The organism is Shewanella fidelis ATCC BAA-318, assembly GCF_000518605.1.
Classification (GTDB): Bacteria; Pseudomonadota; Gammaproteobacteria; order Enterobacterales; family Shewanellaceae; genus Shewanella; species Shewanella fidelis.
In genome coordinates this window covers 90,996-116,157 of sequence record NZ_JADX01000004.1, presented here as the reverse complement: position 1 = coordinate 116,157, position 25,162 = coordinate 90,996, and the positions used below count along the sequence as shown (strand labels likewise).

The window sequence follows — 25,162 nt, the reverse complement described above, 5'->3', positions numbered from 1 at the left end:
ACATTTTAAATGGACAATTTTCAAACAGCAGCCTACTATTTATTAGTCAATTTGAGAGCTAGATCACCTCCAAAAAGTTGATCTTGGTCTACAAAAACTACCATTACCTCTTGTGAGGTATACCCACAATTTTCATGAGGTCTAGACTCAAGATAAACCTTGGTAAGTAACAATGACGCTAGTTCGATGTGGTGTTACTTGCTAAATAATAGAAGGTAAACAGATGAGCCAAGAATTTCATATTACCAGCTTAGTCGTTCACTCTGCGCCCCATGCTGTCGCAGAGGTAAACAGCAATATTTCTGCAATGACTGGCACCGAAATCCATGCCGTTACTGAAGAAGGTAAGTTTGTGGTCACTATTGAAGGTGATACCCAACGAGCCATCCTCGATAGCGTTGAAGCAATTAACGCCCTTGAAGGCGTGCTTAATAGCAGTCTAATTTATCATCAAGTCGATCCAGTAGAAAATAAGAGTGAGGAACACCATGAGCATTAGCCGTCGCGAGTTTCTAAAGGCCAACGCCGCCGTTGCAGCAGCAACAGCCGTAGGCGCAACTCTGCCAGTTAAGATAGTCGAAGCTGCAGAGCAAAAAGATAGCATCAAGTGGGACAAAGCACCTTGCCGTTTTTGTGGCGTAGGTTGTAGTGTTCTTGTGGGTACAGACAATGGCAAAGTGGTTGCAACCAAAGGTGACCCTGAAAGCCCTGTAAACAAAGGCCTTAACTGTATTAAAGGCTACTTCCTTTCAAAAATTATGTACGGTAAGGATCGTCTAACTACACCGCTACTGCGTATGAAAGATGGTCAATACGATAAAGAAGGTGAGTTCACCCCAATTAGCTGGGATAGTGCCTTTGACATCATGGCTGAGAAGTGGAAACACACCCTAAAAACCAAAGGTCCAACCGCTATTGGTATGTTCGGTTCAGGCCAATGGACTGTTTGGGAAGGTTATGCTGCTTCTAAACTTCACAAAGCTGGTTTCTTAACTAACAACATCGATCCGAATGCGCGTCACTGTATGGCTTCTGCGGTAGTGGGCTTTATGCGTACTTTTGGTATCGATGAGCCAATGGGTTGTTATGACGACTTAGAGGCTGCTGATCAATTCGTACTTTGGGGTGCCAACATGGCTGAGATGCACCCTATTCTTTGGGCACGTCTATCAGATCGCCGTTTGAGCAATCCAAACAGTCGCGTACACGTATTATCGACTTTCGAAAACCGTAGCTTTGACTTAGCTGATAACGCGATGGTGTTCCGTCCGCAATCAGACTTAGTGATCCTTAACTACATTGCTAACTACATCATTCAAAACGATGCAGTGAACAAAGACTTCGTAAACAAACACACTAAGTTTGCTTTAGGTGTTGACGATATCGGTTACGGTTTGCGTCCTGATCACCCGCTTGAGAAGAAAGCTAAAAACCCAGGTAACGGTAAATTCTCACCAATCAGCTTTGATGAGTATGCAAAATTCGTAAGCACTTACACGCTTGAGTACGCAGCTGAAATGAGTGGCGTCGAGCCAGAAAAGCTAGAGCTTATGGCTAAAGCTTACGCTGATCCAAACGTGAAAATGATGAGCTTGTGGACCATGGGCATTAACCAACACACCCGTGGTGTGTGGGCTAACAACATGCTTTACAACATCCACTTGTTAACCGGTAAGATCGCCACTCCTGGTAATAGCCCGTTCTCGTTAACAGGCCAGCCATCAGCGTGTGGTACAGCACGTGAAGTGGGTACCTTTGCTCACCGTCTGCCAGCAGACATGGTAGTAGCAAATCCTAAGCACCGTGCAATTGCTGAAAAACTTTGGCAACTACCTGAAGGCACCATTCCGCCAAAACCGGGTTACCACGCTGTACTGCAAAGCCGTATGCTTAAAGATGGCAAGCTAAATTGTTACTGGACTATGTGTACTAACAATATGCAAGCAGGTCCAAACATTAACGATGAAATGTACCCGGGCTTCCGTAACCCAGAAAACTTCATCGTGGTATCTGATCCATATCCAACAGTAACTGCAACTGCAGCTGACCTGATCTTACCAACCGCTATGTGGGTGGAAAAAGAGGGTGCATACGGTAACGCAGAACGCCGTACTCACATGTGGCATCAACAAGTGAAAGCGCCTGAAGGTGCCAAATCTGATCTTTGGCAGCTAATGGAATTCTCAAAGCGCTTTAAAGTGTCTGAAGTTTGGCCTGCAGAACTGGTTGCTAAAAAGCCTGAACTTGCAGATAAAACATTATTTGATGTGCTTTATGCCAATGGCGTAGTGAATAAATTCCCAACAAGCGATTGTAAGGGCGAATTTAACGACGAAGCTGACGCATTTGGTTTCTACGTACAAAAAGGTCTATTCGAAGAATATGCTCAGTTTGGTCGCGGTCATGCCCACGACTTAGCTGATTTTGATGCTTACCATGAAACACGCGGCCTGCGCTGGCCTGTTGTTGACGGTAAAGAAACCTTACGTCGTTTCTCAAAAGGCGACCCATATGTGAAAGATGGCGCTGAGTTTGACTTCTACGGTAAGCCAGACGGCAAAGCAGTTATTTTCGCATTGCCATTTGAGCCAGCCGCTGAAGAGCCAAATTCAGAATACGATATCTGGTTATCTACCGGTCGTGTACTTGAGCACTGGCACACTGCGTCAATGACCGCGCGTGTACCTGAGCTATATCGCGCTTACCCAGATGCGCAGATCTTTATGCATCCTGAAGATGCTAAAGCTCGTGGCCTAAAACGTGGTGATGAAGTGATTGTGGCTTCCCCTCGTGGCGAAGTAAAAACCCGTGTTGAAACTAAGGGCCGTAACAAGCCGCCAAGAGGCGTGGCGTTTATGCCATTCTTCGATGCGCGCCAGCTGGTCAACAAGTTAATACTTGATGCAACTGATCCGCTGTCAAAAGAGACAGACTTCAAGAAGTGTCCAGTAAAAGTAATGAAAGCTTAGGCTCTCATTAACAAACTTAACTTTAATCGCTTGAGCAAAAGCGGAGAACATTAACGCAAATGAGTACGGTCAATCAAAGTAAGGTCACAGCCAAAGGCGTCAATCGCCGTCAGTTTTTAGCCACTACGGCAAAAGCTAGCTGTGCAATGGGCTTACTAGGAATGGGGTTAACAGCTGTTGCTAAGCAATCAAGCAAGTTAGACCCGCTCGCGATTCGACCGCCAGGTGCATTAAGTGAAAACGATTTTCTCTCAGCCTGTGTACGCTGCGGTTTGTGTGTAGATGCGTGCCCTTACGATACCCTCAAACTAGCACGCTGGTTTGAAGGTGTACCTACGGGGACGCCCTACTTTACCGCCCGCAGTATCCCTTGTGAGATGTGTGAAGATATCCCTTGTGTAAAAGCTTGCCCATCGGGCTCGCTGGATCATGCTTTAACGGATATTGAAGACGCCAAAATGGGGGTTGCAGTACTAATAGATGAGAAAAATTGCCTTAACTTTAAAGGCTTGCGTTGCGATGTTTGTTATCGGGTCTGCCCGCTAATTGATGACGCAATCACCCTTGAAATGCAGCACAATGAACGCAGTGGCCACCACGCTATGTTCTTACCTACAGTCAATAGCGATAGCTGTACCGGCTGTGGTAAATGTGAACATGCTTGCGTGCTTGAGCAAGCTGCAATCAAAGTGCTACCGACTCATATTGCTGTTGGTAAAACTGCCGCACACGATACTTATATCAACACCGAAGAGACCACGCTTGAGATGTTAAACAAGGGGCTTGCATTATGAGCCAAACACTAAAGCAAAAACCGACAACACATGGCTTTGCTAACGCGGCAATTAAAGAATTAGGCTGGTGGCGCGCCCACAAGTTCCTGTTCTTACGCCGTATCAGCCAAGTCTGTGTATTTGCCTTGTTTGCCCTAAGCCCTTTCATCGCAACGTGGGCTGGCGTTTGGCTGCTTAAAGGCAACCTTTCTGCCAGTGAACTCTTTGGCGTTGTGCCTTTGTCCGATCCACTTGCAACCTTGCAAGTGCTACTGACAGGCCACTTACCCGAGCTTAGCTTAGTGCTTGGTGCCGCTATTATTGCACTGTTTTACGCAGTATTAGGTGGCCGAGTGTTTTGCAGTTGGCTCTGCCCAGTAAACATGGTGACAGATCTTGCCAGCTGGTTACGACGTAAATTGAACTTGCCTCGCACCTCAGAGATGCCAAGAAACTTACGTTACTACCTGCTTGCTCTCGTACTGTTTTTGCCAATAGTAACAGGCCTAACAGTATGGGAGTGGGTTAACCCAGTTCCGGTCATTTACCGCGCCGCGCTATTTGGTGCAGGTAGCGGCTTATGGATCTTGGCAGCCATCTTTTTACTGGATCTATTTATCAGTGAGCGAGCATGGTGCGGGCATTTGTGCCCTACTGGCGCACTCTTTGGCTTAATAGGCAAAGTAAGTCCGATAAAAGTATCAGCTGTAAATGCAAAAGATTGCGATAACTGCATGGATTGTTTTGTTGTATGCCCTGAAAGACAGGTGTTAAAACCTGCTCTTAAAGGTAAACAACCTATGATTACCAGTAGTGATTGTACTCAATGCGGCCGTTGTATCGATGTTTGTGCCCAACGCGTTTTCCAGTTTCAGAATCGAAAAAATCAAAATCGAATTGCCCCAAAGGCGGAGAACAACCAATGAAAAAAGTACTCACCTTAGTCGCGCTAGTTATGGCGCTTAGTGCTTGCTCTGGTCAGCAAGCAAACACTCAAGCCGATCCTGTAAACGTCAGCTCTCTTGGCAAATCTGAGATCACCGATGTTCGTGCAGCCGATCCAGCGCCGCTTTATCCAAAGCGTGGTAAATCAATTGAACGTACTTTTGTACATCAACCACCGATGATCCCGCACAAAGCTGATTACCCAATTACGCTCAAGCGTAACGGTTGTATCAGCTGCCATAGCCCGGCGAAAGCTAAGCGTATGAAGGCTACCGCTGTTGACCCATCACATATGTTAGCTGATGGTAAGCTAAACAATGAGTACTACAACTGTACTCAATGTCACACGCCGCAAGCTGAAAACAAGCAGCAACTAATTGAAAATGACTTCTCAGCTCAGTAAGCGCTAACTTGTTTTAAAACATAAAAAACCACCTCAGTTGAGGTGGTTTTTTGTATTACTAAAAAGATTTGGTCGCCATTCTGGAGCGTTTTTAGCTGCCTACTTCTGCGTTGAATAACTTCACAAGGGAGCAACCATTGATTCAGTTATTCGCCTTCAATTAGATTGCCAAAATCGCTCTGACTAGAACAACTTCTTATGCTAATTGCTATTACAACCCAAAGCCTCAAAATCAGCTTGGGACATATATTCAGTTGTGGGTAAATACTCTGCCATTATCGCGAACTCATCACCTGGACGCTGAGTATTTTGGATCGCTTCAGCAAAGTCGGCTTTTGGTAACATATTCCGCACTATGAGTAAGGCTTCATTAAGCTTATTCGATCCTCCTTCCACCACGCGGCCAAAGCCATCACCTTGTTCAGTCCAAGGTAAATAGTTGTATCCACATTCAATGCTCGCGTTACTTGGTTTAGTCGCTCCGGGACTCGTGACCACAGTGTAGTAGCCCTCTTCGTCAGTAATCAGCTGCTCATCAAATAGGCATGCGGTAACCACTTGCGAGTAGTATTCGTTCTGACAAATTGACCAATAGCGCATTTGCGAATCAACTTCATCGAATATGCTATCTGCAGCTAATGTATTCGGCACCTTTGGTAATTTACCTCTTGTTACTGCCACCTCTCCTAAACGAGTGTCTAAAAAAGTACTTACGTATTGGTTATCAGCATTAGCGTAATAATTCACTTGACGCTTTGGCTCACCACCACATTGGCCTAAAAAATTACACTGCAACCCAAAAGCGCCATTATATGCCGCGCGCCAAACAGCAGGGCTTTTAGCGGGGTCAAATGCTGGGTTTGAGCGGATCTTGGCATAAGTTTCTTTAGGCACCAGTGGAATTGCTAGATTATCAGTGTCGACTTGCAGCGCGTCACAAGCTTGTTGGCCATAGAGCTGCTCGCCTGTTGATAGGGTTAACTCAACCGCCGGTAACCCGACTCCACCTTGACCATCGCGGCCATCATCAGCAACGTATACTCTGTAAATCAGCACCGCCTTATTACCAAGGCTGGCGTAATCGTACAGGGTATTTGCAGGGATCTCGCCATCAGGCTCCCCTTGAGCAAGAGTTAAAGTGAACTCTCGTTGCAGCTTTTGTCGTTCAGCTCCCTGTAAAAATGGATTATAAGAGCCCTCATCAGGCAAAATTTGATTGTCTGTTATCGCTGTTGCTGGTGAAGTATCTGCACGATAGCTATTAAGCGAAATATAACGAGCATATGGGTACTCGCCGTGCAAGGTCAGGCTAGCTCCCTCTGGTAAAATGTATCCTGCATGCCAGTAATTAGCGCCAGTATCCGGGTAAGCAAAATTACGATCTGGATGGTCTATGTTATAAGGACCAACCCAAAAACAGGCGCTTGGCTCAATCTGCTTACCTAGTTCTTCAGCTCCAGAGTCGCTGTCACAGCCAGCAAGTAATGCTACAGACAAGCAACCTAAAACAGTAGCTAAGCTCTTGGCTAATCGCCTTGTTGATAGAAATGAGTAACTTTTCATTATTATTCCTTATTAATTTACTCGGCAGCACGCCTCTCTCTTAATGCCCGATACAAATCCAATTATGTCTGATTAACTGTATATTGGATAAAGATTGAGCTTAAGCCCCATTATTTGTAACCTAAAGCAAGCAATCAGTGATTTATGGTCGGTTAGAGACAGGTTTATGACTTTGCAGGACAGGAATACCATCAAAGATAACTCAACAACCATTGCTTCATGGGCGTTAGCAATATGTCGAACCATTGATGCTGCAGGGATCGATAGCAACAAAATATTAGATGAAATAGGCATTAATAGAGCTTGTCTTGTTGACCCTAATGCACGCTTACCCATTCAACAAATGACTCAGCTCTGGCGTCATGCAGTGACCTATACCGGTGATGAGTCTATTGGATTAAAGGTCGCTAACTTTGTTCAACCAACTAGCTTTAATGCGCTAAGTTTTTCGTTATTGGTCAGTGATTCATTAGAAGACGCTTGGAATAGAGTAAAGCGCTATTACACAATCATCAGTAATGTACTCGAGGTGGATATTGAAGTTGCAGAGCAATATTCGGCTCTGTGTTTTAATAAGCTCCCAAATAAGCATTATGCCGATGAAGCCATTGATGCTTTTATGGCCACCAGCTATTTAATGGCATTTCAAGTCAGTCATGGAAAGGTAAAACCGATTCGGTTGCAGCTCAGCCGCCGCCAGCCATTTGACTCACGAGCATTCGAGCAACTGTTTAATTGTCCGATTCAATATACCGCAGCTAGCAATAAAATATTCTACGATAATACTGATCTAAAACGGCCGTTTCCTTCAGCAAATAGACAACTTGCATTAAGCAATGACGAGGCTATTCAAGCCTATTTTGATGCGATTGAGCAACACTCCTTTAGTAAAAAGGTGACCGAGGAAATTACTGTCGCAATGACATTAGGTAACCCTGACCGGGACAAAATAGCTAAAGTGTTCCATATGAGCAGTCGTAATTTACAGCGAAAACTGAAACAGGAAGGTACCAGCTTCAGTGCTCAGGTCGAGCTTGTGCGCAAAGAGTTGGCGATGAAATATATCAGAAACCAACAAATCACCATTATAGAGATCTCCTTTCGTCTAGGCTTTAAAGATCCGAGTAATTTTACCCGAGCCTTTAAACGATGGTATGGCTTATCGCCTATGCAATACCGACAGCGTCAACGTACGCAGTAATTAACATAATCCATCGAAAATTAAGCAAATATTATCGATTAAAGTCACTTGCTATCACAACGATTTCAGGTAACGTAAGAGCTACATCAATCGACAGAGAAGTGTTTATATGAAGCCAGGAAAGCACGATGCACAACTACTGAAACTCGCGATGGAAATTGGTGTTGGCTACGCCAAAAAAAGAGGCTTTGCCGATTTTGAAAAAGGGATCTCCCCCAAAGATAAAGTGGAATGCATTTATCGCCTATTAGTACAAGATAACCTTATTCAGGCCCTACCAAAAGACAAAGAGGACGGACCGAATATGAAACATAAACTTGTACTATGGATTAGCCGTCAACTACCACCAGAACATGAATTGCTTAATTAACTAATCGAATACGAAAATGATCTTCATTATTAAATCATTCGTAGTTGATTTATATGAATAAGATTAATCCAAAGAAACTCTTTAACAGCAAATGGACTGCGGTTGAGCCCAAAGACAAGCAGAAACACTTTATTGTCACTAAGGTGAAGTTTGATGAGAATGGTGAAGTAAGCTTGTGCTTGATAGAGGCGGTTCTCACTCGCAAAGAATCAATAATTGATTGGCGAGAGCTAACACAGCCGCAGATTTGGCGACAGGGCTGGATGTAATCATAATAAACCAGCCCAGATGTTACTTTTGCTTTAGAAACTGAAAAAACGGCGTTTTTTCTCTGTTTTCTGTAACTGCTCAGACTTAACTGATAACTTTTGCTTTTGCTCTTTATCTAACGGTTTCGCCGCTAGGTAAAGGGCTTGTGCAAACAAACCTTGATATGACTTCATTTCTTTTCCTTTCGCTCAGTACACTGAACCCTTAAAAAAACCGACAAACTGACTTAATTGCTGCTAAAGTAACCATCTCTTAGCTATTAGTAAAATGAATAGTTAGCATCAAAAGGATTCCTTTTAGGCATGAATGTTCAAATTAAAAATCTATACTGTTTTTTGACCTTAGTCGAAGTGGGAAATTACACCCGTGCCGCTGAGAAACTGCACCTGACTCAACCCACGTTAACTAAGATAATTCAACGACTAGAAGAACATTTACAGCAGCCTTTGCTCATACGTAATAATCAGAAAGTTATTGCCACTGAAGCGGGTCAACGTCTTGCGGTGAGTGCGAAAAAAATTGTTGGCCAATGGCATCGGCTACAAGAAGAGATGAACAGTCTAAGCGGACTGCAAACCGGCCAGCTTCGTTTAGGGGTCTGCCCAATGATGGGGGAGATGATTATTGATTTACTCTCACAGTATCGTCAGCGCTTTCCTAAAATAGATGTCACTATTGTAGAGCTTGGCGGTTATGCAGCTGAGCAAGCCTTACTCAATGATACGTTAGACCTTACATTTACAGCGTTACCAACAACGCATTCTCAAGACTTTTACAGCCATAATTTACAAGGTTATCCCTTACTGGCTTGCTTACCTAAAAACCATGAACTAGCGTTGAAAAATAGCTTATCTTGGCAGGATCTGGCTAAGCACCCTTTCATCCTTTACAACGATGATTTTTCGTTAGCTAAATTGATCCGCCGACTAACCCAGCAAGCCAATATAGAACTACACATCGCCGCGCAAAGTGGCCAATGGGACTTTATTGCTACTATGGTTGCAGCGCAAATGGGCTTAGCAATCTTACCTGAACCTATCTGCAATAAACTCGACTCTTCAACCTTAGTTTATCGGCCACTCAGCCCGGAGCTTACTTGGGATCTTGCTTTGATTTGGCGAAAAAACTTACCGCTCACAGCTGCTGCAGAGAGCTTTATTCAGTTAAGCCGCGAGTTAACGCCTGCAAGTAATCAAATTTAAGGCTGGAATTTAATAATCTTGTAAATGGTTCATTTGAGGAGTTCAGAGAAGAAGCGGTAACTATTTTTACCTTGGTGCTTAACTTGATACATTGCCTGATCTGCTTGCTCGCACACCTGCTCAAAGGTTTGATTAGTGAATTCACTGATCCCAATACTCATGCCTATAGTGACATTCCGTCCCTCAACATGAGTGATGGCCGCAAATGCCGTTAATACTCTGTCGGCAATGCTTGCCAACTCAACCTGCAGCAGTGACTCAAACAAAATCACAAACTCATCGCCTCCCAAACGAGCGATACTGTTAGACTCCTCGATGATCTGCTGCAAGGTGCTGGCGATCTGCATCAACAAACTATCACCAAACTTATGACCATAGCGGTCGTTATGCGACTTAAAATCGTCTAAATCAATAAACATAAGCGCACCGCCGCCAATCCGACTACGTTGACGTTCGAAGGCTTTTAGTAATGCCTTACGGTTAAGCAAATCAGTTAAAGGATCTCTATGAGCCAGCTTGTCTAGCTCTAGTTCATAGCGCTTTTCTTTGGTGATATCTACATGGGTACCCATAATTCTTAATGGCTTACCACTGTCGTCAAACTCTATGACGCGACCTCTGTCTGACACCCAACTGACGGAGCCATCTTTATGCAACATTCTATGGGTAACATCGTAGGAGTCTGTTTTACCGCTAATATGATCGTCAAAATTAGCAATGACCCAATCGCGATCTTCGGGGTGGAGGTTGGCTTTCCAACTGTCTATATGCGCAGCAAGCTCATCTATGGTGTAACCAAGAAGTGATCCCCACTCCATGTTGTACATAGTCAGATTTCCACTGGGAATATGCTGCTCCCAAACACATAGGCCTGTACCATCAAGTGCAGCATTAAGCTTTTGCTCTAACAGTTTATTTTGCTGCCTTAGCAGCTTATTGTCGCGCTGCAAAAGGAGCTTCTGTGCGTTTAACTCAGCTAACTGCTTGTCTATCTCAGCCTGAATTAGTGAACACTTTGGTTTGGTTTTCACCCGTAGCTTTCCATGCCTATATAATCAACATAAAGATTAACAACAATAGATTAACATTTGAATATTGATAGACGAATGAATCCCCCACATTTGCGCAAAAATAACTTATTGCACTTCTTTATAGGGTAAACTAGCGCCAATTAAAGTTGATTGCAGATTTACATATGCCATTAAATATTGCCATCGCGGGTGCAGGCTTTTCCGGTGCAGTTATCGCCAATGAGCTAGCTCAAGCAGGCCACACCATTACCGTCTACGAACCTAGAACTCACATTGCAGGTAACTGTTACTCTGCAAGAGATGAGGCGACTCAAATAATGCTGCATCATTTTGGGCCGCATATTTTCCATACTGATAAAGCGCATATTTGGGACTACGTCACCCAACTTGGTGAATTTAAACCCTTCGTTAATCGGGTAAAAGCCGTCACTCAAGGACAGGTTTATTCACTGCCTATCAATCTGCATACCATTAACCAGTTTTTTAATAAGCAGATGTCACCTGACGAAGCAAAAGCATTTATCGCTAGCCAAGCAGATAAGGGCATTTCCGAGCCACAAAATTTTGAGCAACAAGCACAGAAAATGATTGGCGAATCGCTGTATCAAGCTTTTTTCAAGCATTACACCATCAAGCAATGGGGGCGCTCACCCGATAGCTTACCGGCAAGCATTTTAAAGCGATTACCGCTGCGCTTTAATTACGATGATAATTACTTTAACCACCCGTATCAGGGTATGCCTGCGGATGGCTATACAGCATTAGTCGAAAAATTACTCGACCATCCCAATATTAACGTCCAGTTAAATTCTGCGTTTAATGCTGCGATGAAAAGCCAGTATGCCCATGTCTTTTTCTCTGGGCCGCTAGATGCCTATTTTGACTATCAGCTAGGACGCTTACCTTATCGAACCTTAGATTTTGTCAAAGAAACCCATGATGGCGACTATCAGGGTAATGCCGTGATTAACTATTGTGATAGCAGCCAAGCTTATACTCGAATTAGCGAGCATAAGCACTTTGCCCCATGGGAAGAGCACAACAAAACAGTCATTTTTAAGGAGTATAGCCGTGAGGCTACCGAAGATGACACGCCTTATTACCCTGTACGTTTAAGTGGTGACAATAGCTTACTAGAGCGTTACATCGATCTTGCTAAGCAAGAAAATAACATCACCTTTGTTGGCCGTTTAGGCACCTATTGCTATTTAGATATGGATGTCACCATCGACCAAGCATTAAACACGAGCAAACTATTTTTAACCTGTTTGGCTAATGGCCAAACAATGCCAGTATTTACTGAGCAATAAACGATTTTAAAGAGTGACTTAAACATGAAGAGATATTTAGTTATTGCTCGTATTGGCGATAACTCACTGCATCCTAAGTGGTTAGAAAATGCCACGCCTAACTTCGACCTATTCTTAAGTTATTTCGGTGATACTGATGATAAGTTTCGCGACGATGCAACCTATTATGAGAAAGTAAAAGGGGGCAAATGGCCTATCGTACATCAATTGATCAGTAATAACTGGTCGCTGATCTCGCAATATGAGGCCGTATGGATCCCTGATGACGATATTCTCGCTGATGCTAACACCATCAACAGAATGTTCAGCTTGTTTGAAGGATTTGACTTAGCCTTAGCGCAACCAGCGTTAACAATGAATTCTTATTTTTCACACTCAAGCTTACTATGCCAACCTAATTCAGTGTTACGTTACAGTAATTTTGTTGAAGTTATGGTGCCTGTATTTTCAAAATCAGCGCTAGAACACCTAAAGCAAAGTATGGGACAAAGCCCGTCAGGCTGGGGATTAGATGCGCTATGGCCACACCTTATCGACAACCCTAAGCACAATAAAATTGCAGTGATTGATGCCGCAGCAGTGATCCATACTCGCCCGGTAGGCGGTGAGCTTTATAAGCTTAATCCCGAGTTATCACCAGAGAAAGATGCACTGCACCTGCAAAGCCTATACCCGCAGTTTAATATTAGCCGTCGTCACGGTCCGAATAAATTTAAGGTCTATTCCCAAGTATCTCAGTCGAGCACTCATAGTGGTCGGCTTGCAAGTATACGCGGTAAATTGCAACGCGTTATCGCGAAGCATAAAGCTAAAAGTCGGCCTAAGTACCCAAATAACTAATTGCTATAATTACAATTAGCTAAATACAAAAAGCCCGCTAATCAAATTAGCGGGCTTTTTCATTTGTTCAATATAGCTGAGCAACTTTAGTTACTCAGCTCATCACTGCTTTTACTTAGACACTGGTGATACTACAAATAGTAGTTCGCCTTGTGATACTTGCTGACCGTTACTGTTAAGAATACGCTCGATACGATACTGCTGATCTTCAGGGTAAAGTACTGCATTCTTACGATTAAAGCCGGCAAGCGTAACTTGCGAGAACATCTTCATCGCTTCTGTAAGCGCTAAAGTTTGATCAACAGTGACGATGTCGCCTTCTTTAACGAAGTCAGCTTCACCTGGCGCTGGAGAGGTATAGAAGATACCTGCGCCCTGTGCCATTACTTTAAGCTCGTTGCTCTCACCAACACGCAGTGATGCAGTGTCAACACCTACAGTTTCAGCCGCAGCTTCCATTTCAGCAATAAGCTCAGGTACATCAAGCTCAGCCATAAAGCGTGGTAGATAGTTAGTATCGTACACACCTTCGTTAAAGGTGCCATCTTTAAGGATACGAGTTAACAATGGAATGTTAGTCGCAATACCTTTGATAACCACTTGATTTGCTAGGTAATCATGCAGCTTAGTGATCACATCTTCACGGCTTTCACCACGACAAATGATCTGTGCAATCAAGCTATCGTAGTATGGCGATACTTCTTTACCTTCGCCAGCGATAGAGATGATTTCAATATCATCGCGCTCAGGCATTTGGTATTCAGTGATCAGGCCTGGATGTGGTAACAGCTGCAGAACGCCATTGCTATCAAGCGCCGCTTTCTCAGCAGTAACACGTACTTCCATCGCGTAGCCAATTTCTTGCGGCTCAAGCTCTGCAATCGAGCGACCAGCTGCAATATCGAAACCAGCGCTTACGATATCAATGCCAGAAGTCGCTTCAGTAACTGGATGCTCTACCTGTAGACGCGTATTCATCTCCATAAAGTAGACTTCGTTAGCGTCTAAGTTATAGATAAACTCAACGGTACCTGCACCCATGTAATCAGTTGCATCACCTAGCGCACGGGTATATTCCATAACCTGTTGCTTAAGCTCATCTGGCAACATAGTTGAGCCAGACTCTTCAACCACTTTCTGGTTGTTACGCTGTACTGAACAGTCACGTAGACCTAATACCTTAGTGTTACCAAACTGGTCACGTAGTAACTGCACTTCAATGTGACGTAGTGAAGTAACATACTTCTCTAGGTACAAGTCACCGTTACCAAATGCTGCTGCCGCTTCGGTAGACGTCTTTTGGAACAACGCAATCATGTCACCAGGGCGTTCAACAACCTGAATACCCTTACCGCCACCACCTTGTACCGCTTTAAGCAGCACTGGGTAGCCGATTTCGCTAGCAACGTTTACCGCTTGCTCGGCGTTGTTCAAGATACCGTGGCTACCAGGAACTACTGGTACGTTTTGCGCCTGTGAAGTCTTAATCGCATTAGACTTGTTACCCATAGTCGTCATGCTGTGTACACTTGGGCCAACGAAGTTAACACCGTTGTTTACACAAAGTGCAGCAAACTGTGGGCTTTCAGATAGGAAACCAATACCTGGGTGCAGAGCATCAACTTTCTCATACTCAGCCACTTTAAGTACTGAGTATGCGTTTAGGTAACTTTCATCAGAGGTGTTACCACCGATACAAACTAGCTTATCGTCGCCTTTAAGCATATCTGCCGGTACAGAGGTCATGTCAGGATCAGATGCAACCAATACCACATTGATATTGTTGTCGTGCGCCTTACGGATCAGCTTAACCGCAGTACAACCACGCGCATGAACTAGCACCTTCTCAATCGGCTTCATTAACTGACGCGGATCGTCTTGAACAATTTTCTCTTCAGTCACTGATCTTTCAGGTACTAAAGTTGAAACCGCATTACTGATCACATCAACAATCTTAGCTGTTGGCTTAGGCATTAACGGGTCAATACTTTGCAGCTGTGCATCGATTGTGTCACTAAATGGGTTAGTCACCAAGGCATCCATCGCACCAGGTACTTTTGACAAGTAGTTAGATAGCGTAGATGTTGATGGCAAGTATGCAGGTACTACCATTTGACCCGCAAATGGCATGTTAGTGCCTGATAGGTAGTATGTTTGCACTAATGGGTGAGTCACAAAACTCGCCTGTGCACCACCGGTACAGTCACCATAACCAAACATCAATACTGGCAGTTCGTTGTCACGAATAAAGCGAGTAATACGGTCGTTAACCACAGCCATTGAGAACAGTGCTGCTGCACCTTCTTTAGTCTGCATACCACCTGAGCTAATGAAGCAGATCACAGGCAGTTTACGCTTAGCACACTCGATTAATAGTGCACTGAACTTTTCTGCAGCCGCCATATCAAATGCACCCGCTTGGAAAGCAGTGTTCGATACCGCAACACCAACGCGCATTGGCTGACCATCATGCTCAAAGTTTGCAAGACCTGTAATTAAACCACATGGGCGAATGCCCTTGTCTAGTGCGTCTTCAATAGATAAACGGAAACCAGGGAAGTTAAGCAAGTTAGCTGAGATCTTATCGCCATTAATCTCTTCAAATTCAGTGAAGAATTTAGCGATAATTGCATCCCAACCCATTTTTCCTGCGCGCTTTTCATCACGTAGTACTTTTTGGATCAGTAGATCTTGATAACCCATAGTTAAGCGGTTCCAGAAGTCTTTACGACGACCGATACGTACTGGGTTAATTGCGCCCTTGTATTCGCTGCTTTCTTCTTCGCTATCGAAGTATTCAGGTAATAAACGCTCGAAGAAGTAAGTCAAAATAACGAACAGACTGTCGTTCAACTGCGGGAAACCAACACTCTTCCACTGCTCGGTGCGAGTCAGTAGCTCTGCGCGGTTTGACTGAGTCATAAAGTACTTCAGCCACTTGTAGAACTTATTCTTATCGTTTGCTACGTCTTGGGTTGATAAGGCACGGTCAATCGACTCATGCAGTAAGTTATCAACCGAGTTACGTGACAAGCTCTTAGACATCATGGCTTCTTTCGCGATTGATGCAAGGTTACCCACCACGTTGTCATATAACGCGTTGAATACCAAGATGTTATGACATTGCCAGATAAAGTCTTCACGTAGCTCGTCATGAATGATCACGTCTAGCACGGTGAGTTTATTTAGCTCAGGCCAGTCAGCTTGAGTCACTTCAGATGGCAGTGTTTCTAGGTAGTTAATAAGCCCTTTGAAGTTGTTTGCAGCATTGCCTTTCCAGCGGTGGTACAGTGACCAGCTGATGTTAAAGATCAATGCCTTACGAGCTTTCTTGTAGTTCTCTTTTGGTTCACCCAAAATCAAACGCGTCAGCATGTTACGCTCGGTAGAAACCTCGTCACGCTTAGCGATGAAGTTACCCCAAAGTTTGTTCAACTCTTCGTCGTAAACCAATTTATCAGGGCTTGATAACCAAGATTGGAATACACGATCTTGCTCTTGCTGAATACGCGCTAATAGATCACCTTCAGGTACGCTCACCTTAGATAGACGACCATACTGCTCTTGCGAGATAGAATGGATACGGCTACGCAGCGTTAGATAACGCAAATAACGGTATGTGCTGCCAAACAGGTTCAAATGCATCGTTGGGTTATTCGCAACCGCAAGTTCAGCATTAAGCTCCAGCGCTTCAAGGTTTTTAGATGGGTTTAAGAAACGCGCTAAACTGCGGTCATAGTGTTCACGTAAATCTTCAGATTCACGAACAAAGTTAACCGCAGCTTTTTCTACCGCTTCAATACTGCTAATGATTGCACGGCGTAAGTTGTGCTGACGCTCATCCTTATCTGAAGGCGAGAAATCAACGATGCCGTCAATACAGCCAGATGTGTATAGCTCTTCAGGTGATACACCAACAGATTTAGCACATTCCTGCCAAGACAAGTTGTACTTACGAGCAATGCTTTGTAGGCCTTGTGGCTGAATAGTGTTGAAAATACCATCACGTAGCGACAGCAAAATGTTAGCTGCAGCAAGTGGAATAGCACCACCAGAGTATCCCGCACCGATAACGATACCCACAGTTGGTACGTCAACGTTTGCGCTCTCGGCAATAGCTTTAGAAATTGAGTGTGCTTGGTTTTGGCTGTTAGCTATTTCACCAGCATCGGCACCAGGAGTGTCAATGAGGTAAACAATTGGCATAGACAGCTCAGCAAAGTGGCGGATCGCTTTACAACAAGCGATATGATGCTCAGGCATCCATGCGCCATTAGCAGTGGTACGCTCTTGGGCAACAAAACCGATACGGCGAGCACGAGATCCAAAATTCAGTTCGATCTCTGCACTATAAAAAGGGCCAATATGAGTTTCGGTAACGAGCTTACCTTTTAAGTCCGCAATGATGCGCTTCGCACCCGGGCGGTTTTTATCTTGAGTCGGTTGAATAACCTTGGTGACGTAACCATCGACGTCTAATTGTGCCAAATCTTTAAGGTTGGCTTGAATCGCGTCATCGTCTAATAGACCTTTAACTTCATCAGAAAGCGACTGCTTACTGTGTTCAGGGAACAGTGAAAAGTCTTTCGCTAACTGCTCAGCTTTTAAAAAAAGCGGATCGGCAGTTTGCACTTGAGTCGTGTTAGCGGGCTGATTTTTGCTGGTCATCTAAAGATCCTCTGCTTTTAGCCTCTGAAATTTTTAGCTGGTAAATATAACTTTGTTATCATGTCAATTGCTATTAAACTGCGCTAGACGCTTTGTTCCATATTTGAGACAGTGGAGATAACATGCCAGATTTAAACGGTATGATGCTCTTTGCGGCGGTAGTTAGAGCCAAAGGTTTCTCTCAAGCTGCCCGTGAAATAGGCATGCCAAAATCAACCATTAGTCGTAAGGTTGCCCAGCTCGAAGAGCAGCTTGGTGTACGACTTTTGCAGCGAGACACTCGTAACCTAAGCTTAACTCAGGTTGGCGCGCTGTTTTATCAGCACTGCTCTAGTATAAACGATGAAATCGAGGCTGCAAAAGCCACTGTTGAAAATACGCATAACGATGTTTCTGGCCTATTACGTATCGCCATTCCTGTCTCTTTTAGCCAAGAGTTAATCGCGACCCTATGCAGTGGTTTTTTACGCCTATATCCCAATGTTGAGCTCGATGTGCAATTCACTGATAGTGAAGTGGGTCTTGTTGGAGAAGGTTACGACATTGCCATCAAATATGGACCACTGCAATCTTCAGATTTGGTCGCCAGATTGTTATTTGAGCGCCAACCGATTTTAGTCGCCAGCCCCGGCTATTTGAAAGTTCACGGCACACCTGCAACACCGCAAGATCTCGCTGAACACAGTGGTATCTTGCTCGGAACCGCGCGTTCTGCCCCAATTTGGCCTTTAGGCAAGGGCGCCCGAAAAACCATGGTCAACTTCAAACGAAAAGTGCGGGTTAATAGCGCGGTAATGGTAAAACAGTTAGTGATGGATGACTTCGGTATCGCCATGCTGTCTAACTCAGTCTGTAAAAATGAGTTAGCTAGCGGGTCATTAGTACCCATTTTGCAAGAATGGCCAATGGAAGCATTTAAAGTCTATGGCGTTTATTCTAGTCGTCGCCAGCTCGCCACCAACATTAGCGCCTTTTTAGACTTTTTCCATAAGCGTTTTACTAGCCAAGAGTCGTTACAGTCACTGATGATGTAAAAAGCGCCCGATGAGGGCGATTTTTAAACTCGATTTAATAACGAAAACGTAAACTGATTTGATAGTCTGGTGAGCCCTCTTTTAGCGCGAGCGTTACACCCGCAAAGTTTGCTGCCCTTGGCACAGTTATAAATGCTCACAAAGAAAGTCATCGTAACGTTGACCAATAATACTGACACGTTTCATCATCTACTCCCTAGACTCAGGTGCTCAATCAGTCTGAACAAGTGCTAGACCTTTATTTCAAGTCCCACAAAAAAACCTTATCAAAATCGTTAATAAACGAGATCTCTATAAGTCACCGCCCTCGCGGTGTATGACAGTATAGTAACGATCTTCGCTCTACGTTTGCCTAACAGGGCACAAATCTAAGTGGGTCAACCAACACTTAAGATTAATCATTTACTTAGCGTTATCAAAAAGCGGATAACTTTTCATCACTAAGCTTGTCAGGCATACTGAACTTAGAATTTCAGAATAAAAAGTGCCCGCAATGATGGTTTGGGTTCCCCCTTAACCAATAACGCACTCATCGTTAGAAAGGACCCTCTATGACGGTTTTCAATAAGGCTTTTTTTGCCGCAACACTTGCCATTGCAGCATGTCACCCGGCTTGGGCACAACTAGATGTTGAAGAGTTGCGCTTACCCACTGCGAAACAAGCCATGCCTGAAGTGGTTGACCGCTATAATGTGTTTGTCGAACAACTTAACGACAAGTACTCTCGCCACACAGACGAACTTAAGATCACCCAAATGGTTGCTAATCAAGGTTTAAGATTATGGCAACAGGCTGTGCGAGATGTGCAATCAGGTCATCCAGACGATCGCTCTTTATATTGGAGCCGCTTAGGTATGCGAGAAGCGATCAAAATCCAGCAGCCTAATTTTGCTTTAGCAGCTTGGCAACGAGACATTTTAATTGATGCTGTAGAAAAATCTTCTCGTGGTTTCAGTGATATTGAGTTTAAGCCTGATAACGACATTAAGATCCTGCTAACAGGTTTTGATCCATTCTTTCTCGACAAAAATATTGACCAAAGTAACCCATCGGGCTTAACCGCCCTCGCCCTTGACGGTTACCGTTTTAACGTCAATGGAAAGCAAGTTCAAATTGAAGCTGTGATGATCCCTGTGCGTTTTGCTGATTTCGACGCCGGCATAATTGAGTCATTACTCACACCTATATATCGCGACAATAGCGTTGATATGATTTTCACCGTAAGCATGGGTCGTGAAGATTTTGATATTGAACGCTTTCCAGGCTTAAACCGCAGTGCTGCTGCACCGGATAACTTAAATGTACTGACAGGTGCAACTAAGCAAGCCCCTATTGCGCCATCATTTAATGGCGGCACACTAAAAGGGCCGCAATTTGTCGAGTTTTCTTTACCCATTAAGGCTATGCAAACCGTACAAAGCCCATGGAAAGTTATCGATAACCACACGGTATCAACCTTAGAGCAAGGTGAGTTTCAAGCCAAATCATTAGCCCAGCTAGACAACGCAACGTCTGTTGAGGGTTCAGGTGGTGGCTATTTATCGAATGAAATTTCCTATCGGGCTATTTTGTTGAAAAATCAATTTAACAGCACGATTCCTGTAGGTCATATTCATACCCCACGTATTGCCGCCTACGATGCCAAAATAGAAACCGATATTGTTAATCAAGTTAAGAGCATGGTTGAGGTTGCTGCGGCAACGCTGTAGCGGATCCCATGTCCACGCATTACATAGGCTGCCCTAACTGGTCAGCCTGTTTGTGGTCAGTTAAAATGCCCATAGAAGCTCCTCAAATCAACTTAACGACTCATGTTCAAAGCGCTTAATCCATTTAAATCACGAAGCAGTACGGCCATCAGCACCAAAGGCCGTCAGCCAGTGTCATTTAGCGATCCGCAGCAACAACAAATTGCCCAGCAAGTTGAACGTTGCTACCAAATTGCTGAGTCGACGCTTAAACGGTCTTTTCCAAGACCAGAGATCAGTTTTGCTTTACGTGGAAAAAGTGCTGGCACTGCACACTTACAGCTAAATAAACTGCGCTTTAATGCCACATTATTAAAAAATAACCACCAAGCTTTTATCGATGAAGTGGTTCCCCATGAGATCTGCCATTTATTGGCCGCGCAGTTATTTGGGCGAGTAAAACCCCATGGACGAGAGTGGCAAAGCCTAATGCAACAAGTATTTAAATTGCAGCCTCGTACAACCCATAGCTTTGACACCTCAGCAGTTGCCGGCAAAACATTTGATTACTATTGTTTATGTGGGCCTATAAAGCTCAGTATACGTAGACATAACAAAGTATTACGAGGCGAGACCCAATATCGCTGTCGTAAGTGCGGCAGTCAATTACAACCAAGTTAAGTATGCGAAAATTGGTTAGCTTTGCTTTGGCAGCAAGCGAGCGGTATCTCTTCTCGAGCAAACAAAATCCAACAATATAATCTCCGCCATTGCGGCTAACGCAGCGCTCACATACAATCCCCCCGCAAACGAACATTCGTTTCGTAATCGCTGTATTTTTTAGGGATTTATCGATGTCATTAATCAAAGTGCTCATTGTAGCGCTCGGACTTTTGTGGCTGTTACCTCAAACAACTCATGCTTCAACTGGTCACGCAAAAAGCTTTAACCAAGCTAAAAAAAACATACGCAAGATTTACCTTAACCACTTACCTCAAACCAGCTTTTACTGTGGCTGTGATATCACAGTAAAAGGCAAGAAATGGATCCCTGAGCTAGATAGTTGCGGCTATGAAGTACGCAAACAAAAAGTGCGCGCCTCACGCATAGAATGGGAACATGTAGTTCCTGCTTGGGAGTTTGGTCATCAACTACTTTGCTGGCAAGAAGGCGGCCGTAAAAATTGTGGTCGTAAAGACAACAACTTCAAAAAAATGGAGTCAGATTTACACAACTTGGTTCCTGCAATTGGTGAAGTAAATGGTGACCGCAGTAACTACCGCTTCAGCCAGTGGAATGCCAAGCCTACACAATATGGTCAATGCCAATTCACTGTTGACTTCAAGGGGCGTAAGGTACAACCTCCAGCCCATACCCGTGGTCAAATTGCTCGCACCTATTTCTACATGCAGCAAACATACGGATTGAAAATATCCAGTAGCCAATTAAAGTTATTTAAAGCATGGGATAAAACCTATCCAGTTGATACTATGGAATGTCTACGCGACCAAGAGATCGCTAAGGTCCAAGGTAATCACAATGAGTTTGTACAAGCTCAGTGCCAGCGCCTAAATAACACCACGACTTACGCAGAATAAGGCTTGAAACATCATGAGAGTGCCAAGAATTTATCAGCAATCAACATTCACTATCGGCCAATCAGTTGCATTAGACGATGAAGCCGCAGGTCACGTTGGCCGCGTCTTAAGAATGACTTCAGGTGAGCAAGTTAGTTTATTTAATGGCGATGGTAATGACTACCTTGCTGAAATTGTCAGTGCCAGTAAGAAAAACGTTGAAGTTAAGGTCTTAAGTTGTGAAGCCAATAATAGTGAATCACCACTTAACTTACACTTAGGCCAAGTGATCTCTCGCGGTGATCGAATGGACTTTACTATTCAAAAGTCGGTCGAGCTTGGCGTTAACACCATTACTCCACTGTTTTCAGAGCGTTGTGGCGTAAAACTGACTGGCGAGCGATTAGAGAAAAAGATCCAGCAGTGGCAAAAAATTGTTATTAGCGCGTGCGAGCAATCCGGCCGCAGCGTGGTGCCCGTTGTTCGCCCTGCAATGCAATTAGCAGACTGGTGCGCTGAACCATCAGAATCCGTTAAGCTTAACTTGCACCCGCGAGCATCGCACGGGGTAAACGGCTTAACACTACCAAATAACCGTGTAAGGCTGGTTATTGGCCCAGAAGGTGGCTTATCTGCTGCAGAAATAGCCATGACAGAGGAACACCAATTTACTGACGTATTGCTTGGCCCACGAGTATTGCGGACTGAAACAGCCGCGCTCACCACAATTAGTGCACTGCAGCTTAAATTCGGCGATATCGGTTAGAGACTGACTAATCGCTTACCTAGTGGCAAATACCCAATTGGCTTTGCCACTCACTATATTAGTAAAAGTTTATCGGTTAAACGCTAGAAAATGGCCAATACCGCCCCCATATTCAACGTTGAAACGAATATAAGATAAGGAAATGCTCCATGATTAAACTCGGCATCGTGATGGATCCCATCAGTGACATCAACATCAAAAAAGATTCTAGCTTTGCAATGTTAATGGCTGCGCAATCCCGTGGTTATCAGCTTTTCTACATGGAGATGAAAGATCTAGCCATGGTTAACGGCCAAGCAATGGCAACAATGAGCGCATTAACAGTTCAAGACGATCCGCAAAATTGGTATCAGCTTGAAGAGGCTATCGATACCCCTCTTGCAGACTTAGACGTCATTTTAATGCGCAAAGATCCGCCGTTTGACACAGAGTTCGTTTACTCAACTTACATGCTAGAGCGCGCTGAAGAACAAGGGGTGTTAATTGTAAATAAGCCGCAAAGTTTGCGTGATGCAAACGAAAAGCTATTTACTGCGTGGTTCTCTGAGTTTACTCCTGAAACTATCGTAACCCGTGACGAAAAGCGGATCCGCGCTTTCCATCAAGCTAAAGGTGACATCATTCTTAAGCCGTTAGATGGCATGGGTGGCAGCTCCATATTCCGCGTGAAAAAAGATGATCCAAATCTTGGCGTTATCATTGAAACCTTAACCGCAGAAGGTAATCAATACGCAATGGCGCAAGCTTTTATTCCTGACATTACCTCAGGTGACAAACGGATCTTAGTCGTAGATGGTGAGCCAGTACCTTACTCACTTGCGCGTATTCCACAAAAAGGTGAAACCCGTGGTAATTTAGCTGCAGGCGGCCGCGGAGTAGCACAACCGCTTTCTGAATCTGACTGGCATATTGCTCGCACCATCGGTCCAGAGCTGAAAAAACGCGGTCTGATTTTTGTCGGACTCGATGTGATTGGCGACAAGCTAACCGAAATCAATGTCACTAGCCCAACTTGCATTAAAGAAATTCAAGCGGCATTTGATGTTGATATTACCGGCATGTTAATGGACGCTATTGAAGCCCGCATAAATAAAACTGCTTAGCCAAAGGATTCGGCATGAACTTAACAAAAACATTGACTTGGGCCATTAGTGCCCTCGTCGTGTTACCGCTTGTAGCATCAGCCAATATCGATATTCATGATGCTCCCTCGCGCCCTAAAAACATGATTATTATGGTAGGTGATGGTATGGGCCCCGCCTATACCAGTGCATATCGTTATTACCAAAACAACCCTGATACTGAAGAGATTGAACAAACGGTATTTGATCGGTTACTTGTCGGAATGGCGTCAACCTACCCAGCTAGACAGAGTGGTTTTGTCACCGACTCAGCAGCCTCTGCAACCGCATTAGCTACTGGTGTGAAAAGTTATAATGGTGCAATCAGCGTCGATATCAATAAGCGACCACTTACCAGCATTATGCAGATGGCTAAAGCACGGGGCATGGCAATCGGTGTAGCTGTTACTTCGCAAGTTAACCATGCGACACCTGCCGCATTCTTAGCCCATAATGAAAGCCGACGTAACTACGATGAGATTGCGCAGAGCTATTTAACCTCTGAGGCTGATGTCATTTTAGGTGGTGGACAAAAATACTTCCCTGCCCCGCTACTGGCTCAATTTAAAGCTAAGGGATATCAACATATTGATGATTTCTCAATGCTAGCGCAGATCAATAAAGGCAAAGTGCTTGGCTTATTTGCTGATGTGCAACTGCCTTGGGTTATCGATCAGCAAGACTCAACACAATTGAGTCAACTCACCCAAAAAGCACTCGATTTACTCTCTCAAAACGAGCAAGGCTTTGTACTGCTTGTTGAAGGTAGCTTGATTGACTGGGCAGGCCACAATAATGACATTGCAACTGCGATGGGCGAAATGCATGGCTTTGCTAATGCGATAGAGGTGGTTGAACAGTTTGTTCGCGCCAATCCTGACACTTTAATGGTCGTCACTGCCGACCATAATACTGGCGGTTTATCAATTGGTGCCAATGGCGAATATGCATGGGATACCAATTTACTCCAAGGCATCCAAGCAAGCCCTGCCAAAATTGCAGAGCAAGCAATAGCCCAAGATAACTGGCAAGCAGCAGTAAATCAGGCACTGGGTTTTGAAGCAAATGAAGCTGAGTTAATCCGCCTAAGTAATGCACGTATGCAAGGTAAAGCAGCGTTGGAAACCAGTTTGAAACAACTGATTGATACACGTAGTTATACTGGCTGGACGACAACCGGTCACACAGGTGGCGATGTGCAAGTCTTTGCTGCAGGCCCTGCTGCAGATCTGTTTAAAGGCAATCAAGATAATACTGACATTGCAGAAAAAATGATGAGTCTACTGCCAAAAACTCAATAGTGAGGCAACTCATATAGAGCAGTAATACAATGACAAAAGGCTGCGAATATTCGCGGCCTTTTTCTTACCATTTGTCGCTGTGTTAGCCGTTTCTTATCTTAGTAGCGATAAGGTATAATTAGCGCCAATT

Annotated in this window: 22 protein-coding genes; 18 read left to right on the top strand and 4 right to left on the bottom strand. The window is 44.2% G+C overall.

All coding sequences use genetic code 11. The annotated features are described in order from the left end of the window. Positions 1–223: 223 nt before the first annotated feature. From L884_RS0100510 to L884_RS0100490, 5 genes are read left to right on the top strand one after another with little or no spacing between them, the layout of a single operon-like run. Positions 224–499: a chaperone NapD gene (locus tag L884_RS0100510; RefSeq protein ID WP_028765640.1), complete on the top strand. Its 276-nt coding sequence runs from the start codon at positions 224–226 to the stop codon at positions 497–499. Further along, complete coding sequence (gene napA, locus L884_RS0100505) at positions 489–2,969, top strand: nitrate reductase catalytic subunit NapA (RefSeq protein ID WP_028765639.1); 2,481 nt, start codon at positions 489–491, stop codon at positions 2,967–2,969. Before L884_RS0100510 ends, napA begins: the two co-directional genes overlap by 11 nt. Positions 2,970–3,028: 59 nt before the next feature. Continuing rightward, entirely contained in the window at positions 3,029–3,763 is a 735-nt protein-coding gene (napG, locus tag L884_RS0100500) for a ferredoxin-type protein NapG (RefSeq protein WP_028765638.1), read from the top strand. Next, the gene (gene napH, locus L884_RS0100495; protein ID WP_028765637.1) at positions 3,760–4,668 is read left to right on the top strand and encodes a quinol dehydrogenase ferredoxin subunit NapH; all 909 of its coding nucleotides are present in this window, start codon (positions 3,760–3,762) and stop codon (positions 4,666–4,668) included. The genes napG and napH overlap by 4 nt, the downstream gene beginning before the upstream one ends. Further along, a complete protein-coding gene (locus tag L884_RS0100490; RefSeq protein ID WP_028765636.1) occupies positions 4,665–5,090 on the top strand; it encodes a nitrate reductase cytochrome c-type subunit in 426 nt (141 codons plus the stop codon). Before napH ends, L884_RS0100490 begins: the two co-directional genes overlap by 4 nt. Positions 5,091–5,291: 201 nt before the next feature. On the opposite strand, the gene L884_RS0100485 is transcribed toward L884_RS0100490, so the two are convergent. After that, complete coding sequence (locus tag L884_RS0100485) at positions 5,292–6,653, bottom strand: hypothetical protein (RefSeq protein WP_037410119.1); 1,362 nt, start codon at positions 6,651–6,653, stop codon at positions 5,292–5,294. Between the two features lie 166 nt (positions 6,654–6,819). Between L884_RS0100485 and L884_RS0100480 the strand changes: the two genes are divergently transcribed. The 3 genes from L884_RS0100480 (at position 6,820) to L884_RS0100470 (ending at position 8,493) form a co-directional block, all read left to right on the top strand. Then, complete coding sequence (locus tag L884_RS0100480) at positions 6,820–7,854, top strand: AraC family transcriptional regulator (RefSeq protein WP_028765634.1); 1,035 nt, start codon at positions 6,820–6,822, stop codon at positions 7,852–7,854. Positions 7,855–7,963: 109 nt separating this feature from the next. Continuing rightward, the gene (locus tag L884_RS0100475) at positions 7,964–8,224 is read left to right on the top strand and encodes a DUF5062 family protein (protein ID WP_028765633.1); all 261 of its coding nucleotides are present in this window, start codon (positions 7,964–7,966) and stop codon (positions 8,222–8,224) included. A gap of 53 nt (positions 8,225–8,277) precedes the next feature. Beyond that, positions 8,278–8,493: a TIGR02450 family Trp-rich protein gene (locus L884_RS0100470; RefSeq protein WP_028765632.1), complete on the top strand. Its 216-nt coding sequence runs from the start codon at positions 8,278–8,280 to the stop codon at positions 8,491–8,493. A 33-nt stretch (positions 8,494–8,526) separates the two neighbouring features. Here the strand turns inward: L884_RS0100470 and L884_RS22980 are convergent, their stop codons facing one another. Then, positions 8,527–8,667 (bottom strand): hypothetical protein, encoded by a 141-nt coding sequence (locus L884_RS22980; protein WP_156925629.1) that lies wholly within the window; start codon positions 8,665–8,667, stop codon positions 8,527–8,529. A gap of 129 nt (positions 8,668–8,796) precedes the next feature. Here L884_RS22980 and L884_RS0100460 point away from each other — a divergent pair, with 129 nt between their 5' ends. Beyond that, positions 8,797–9,696 (top strand): LysR family transcriptional regulator, encoded by a 900-nt coding sequence (locus L884_RS0100460; RefSeq protein ID WP_028765631.1) that lies wholly within the window; start codon positions 8,797–8,799, stop codon positions 9,694–9,696. Positions 9,697–9,725: 29 nt separating this feature from the next. Here the strand turns inward: L884_RS0100460 and L884_RS0100455 are convergent, their stop codons facing one another. Continuing rightward, positions 9,726–10,727, bottom strand: coding sequence for a sensor domain-containing diguanylate cyclase (locus L884_RS0100455; protein ID WP_245603037.1), 1,002 nt, complete (start codon positions 10,725–10,727; stop codon positions 9,726–9,728). 164 nt (positions 10,728–10,891) lie between these two features. Between L884_RS0100455 and glf the strand changes: the two genes are divergently transcribed. Further along, positions 10,892–12,037: a UDP-galactopyranose mutase gene (gene glf, locus L884_RS0100450; protein ID WP_028765629.1), complete on the top strand. Its 1,146-nt coding sequence runs from the start codon at positions 10,892–10,894 to the stop codon at positions 12,035–12,037. A gap of 24 nt (positions 12,038–12,061) precedes the next feature. Beyond that, positions 12,062–12,877: a DUF707 domain-containing protein gene (locus L884_RS0100445; RefSeq protein ID WP_028765628.1), complete on the top strand. Its 816-nt coding sequence runs from the start codon at positions 12,062–12,064 to the stop codon at positions 12,875–12,877. A gap of 111 nt (positions 12,878–12,988) precedes the next feature. On the opposite strand, the gene L884_RS0100440 is transcribed toward L884_RS0100445, so the two are convergent. Continuing rightward, entirely contained in the window at positions 12,989–17,545 is a 4,557-nt protein-coding gene (locus L884_RS0100440) for an ATP-binding protein (protein ID WP_028765627.1), read from the bottom strand. A 122-nt stretch (positions 17,546–17,667) separates the two neighbouring features. On the opposite strand from L884_RS0100440, the gene L884_RS0100435 reads away from it, so the two are divergent. The 7 genes from L884_RS0100435 (at position 17,668) to L884_RS0100405 (ending at position 25,032) form a co-directional block, all read left to right on the top strand. After that, complete coding sequence (locus tag L884_RS0100435; protein WP_028765626.1) at positions 17,668–18,579, top strand: LysR family transcriptional regulator; 912 nt, start codon at positions 17,668–17,670, stop codon at positions 18,577–18,579. Positions 18,580–19,130: 551 nt separating this feature from the next. Beyond that, positions 19,131–20,288: a hypothetical protein gene (locus L884_RS0100430; RefSeq protein ID WP_028765625.1), complete on the top strand. Its 1,158-nt coding sequence runs from the start codon at positions 19,131–19,133 to the stop codon at positions 20,286–20,288. A gap of 102 nt (positions 20,289–20,390) precedes the next feature. After that, positions 20,391–20,948, top strand: coding sequence for a SprT family zinc-dependent metalloprotease (locus L884_RS0100425; protein WP_028765624.1), 558 nt, complete (start codon positions 20,391–20,393; stop codon positions 20,946–20,948). A 173-nt stretch (positions 20,949–21,121) separates the two neighbouring features. Then, on the top strand, positions 21,122–21,865 hold the full coding sequence (locus L884_RS0100420; RefSeq protein WP_028765623.1) for an endonuclease: 744 nt from the start codon (positions 21,122–21,124) through the stop codon (positions 21,863–21,865). 13 nt (positions 21,866–21,878) lie between these two features. Further along, positions 21,879–22,610 (top strand): 16S rRNA (uracil(1498)-N(3))-methyltransferase, encoded by a 732-nt coding sequence (gene rsmE / locus L884_RS0100415; protein WP_028765622.1) that lies wholly within the window; start codon positions 21,879–21,881, stop codon positions 22,608–22,610. A gap of 149 nt (positions 22,611–22,759) precedes the next feature. Beyond that, a complete protein-coding gene (gene gshB / locus L884_RS0100410; RefSeq protein ID WP_028765621.1) occupies positions 22,760–23,713 on the top strand; it encodes a glutathione synthase in 954 nt (317 codons plus the stop codon). A 14-nt stretch (positions 23,714–23,727) separates the two neighbouring features. After that, positions 23,728–25,032, top strand: a complete 1,305-nt coding sequence (locus tag L884_RS0100405) for an alkaline phosphatase (protein WP_028765620.1) — start codon at positions 23,728–23,730, stop codon at positions 25,030–25,032. Positions 25,033–25,162: the final 130 nt, after the last annotated feature.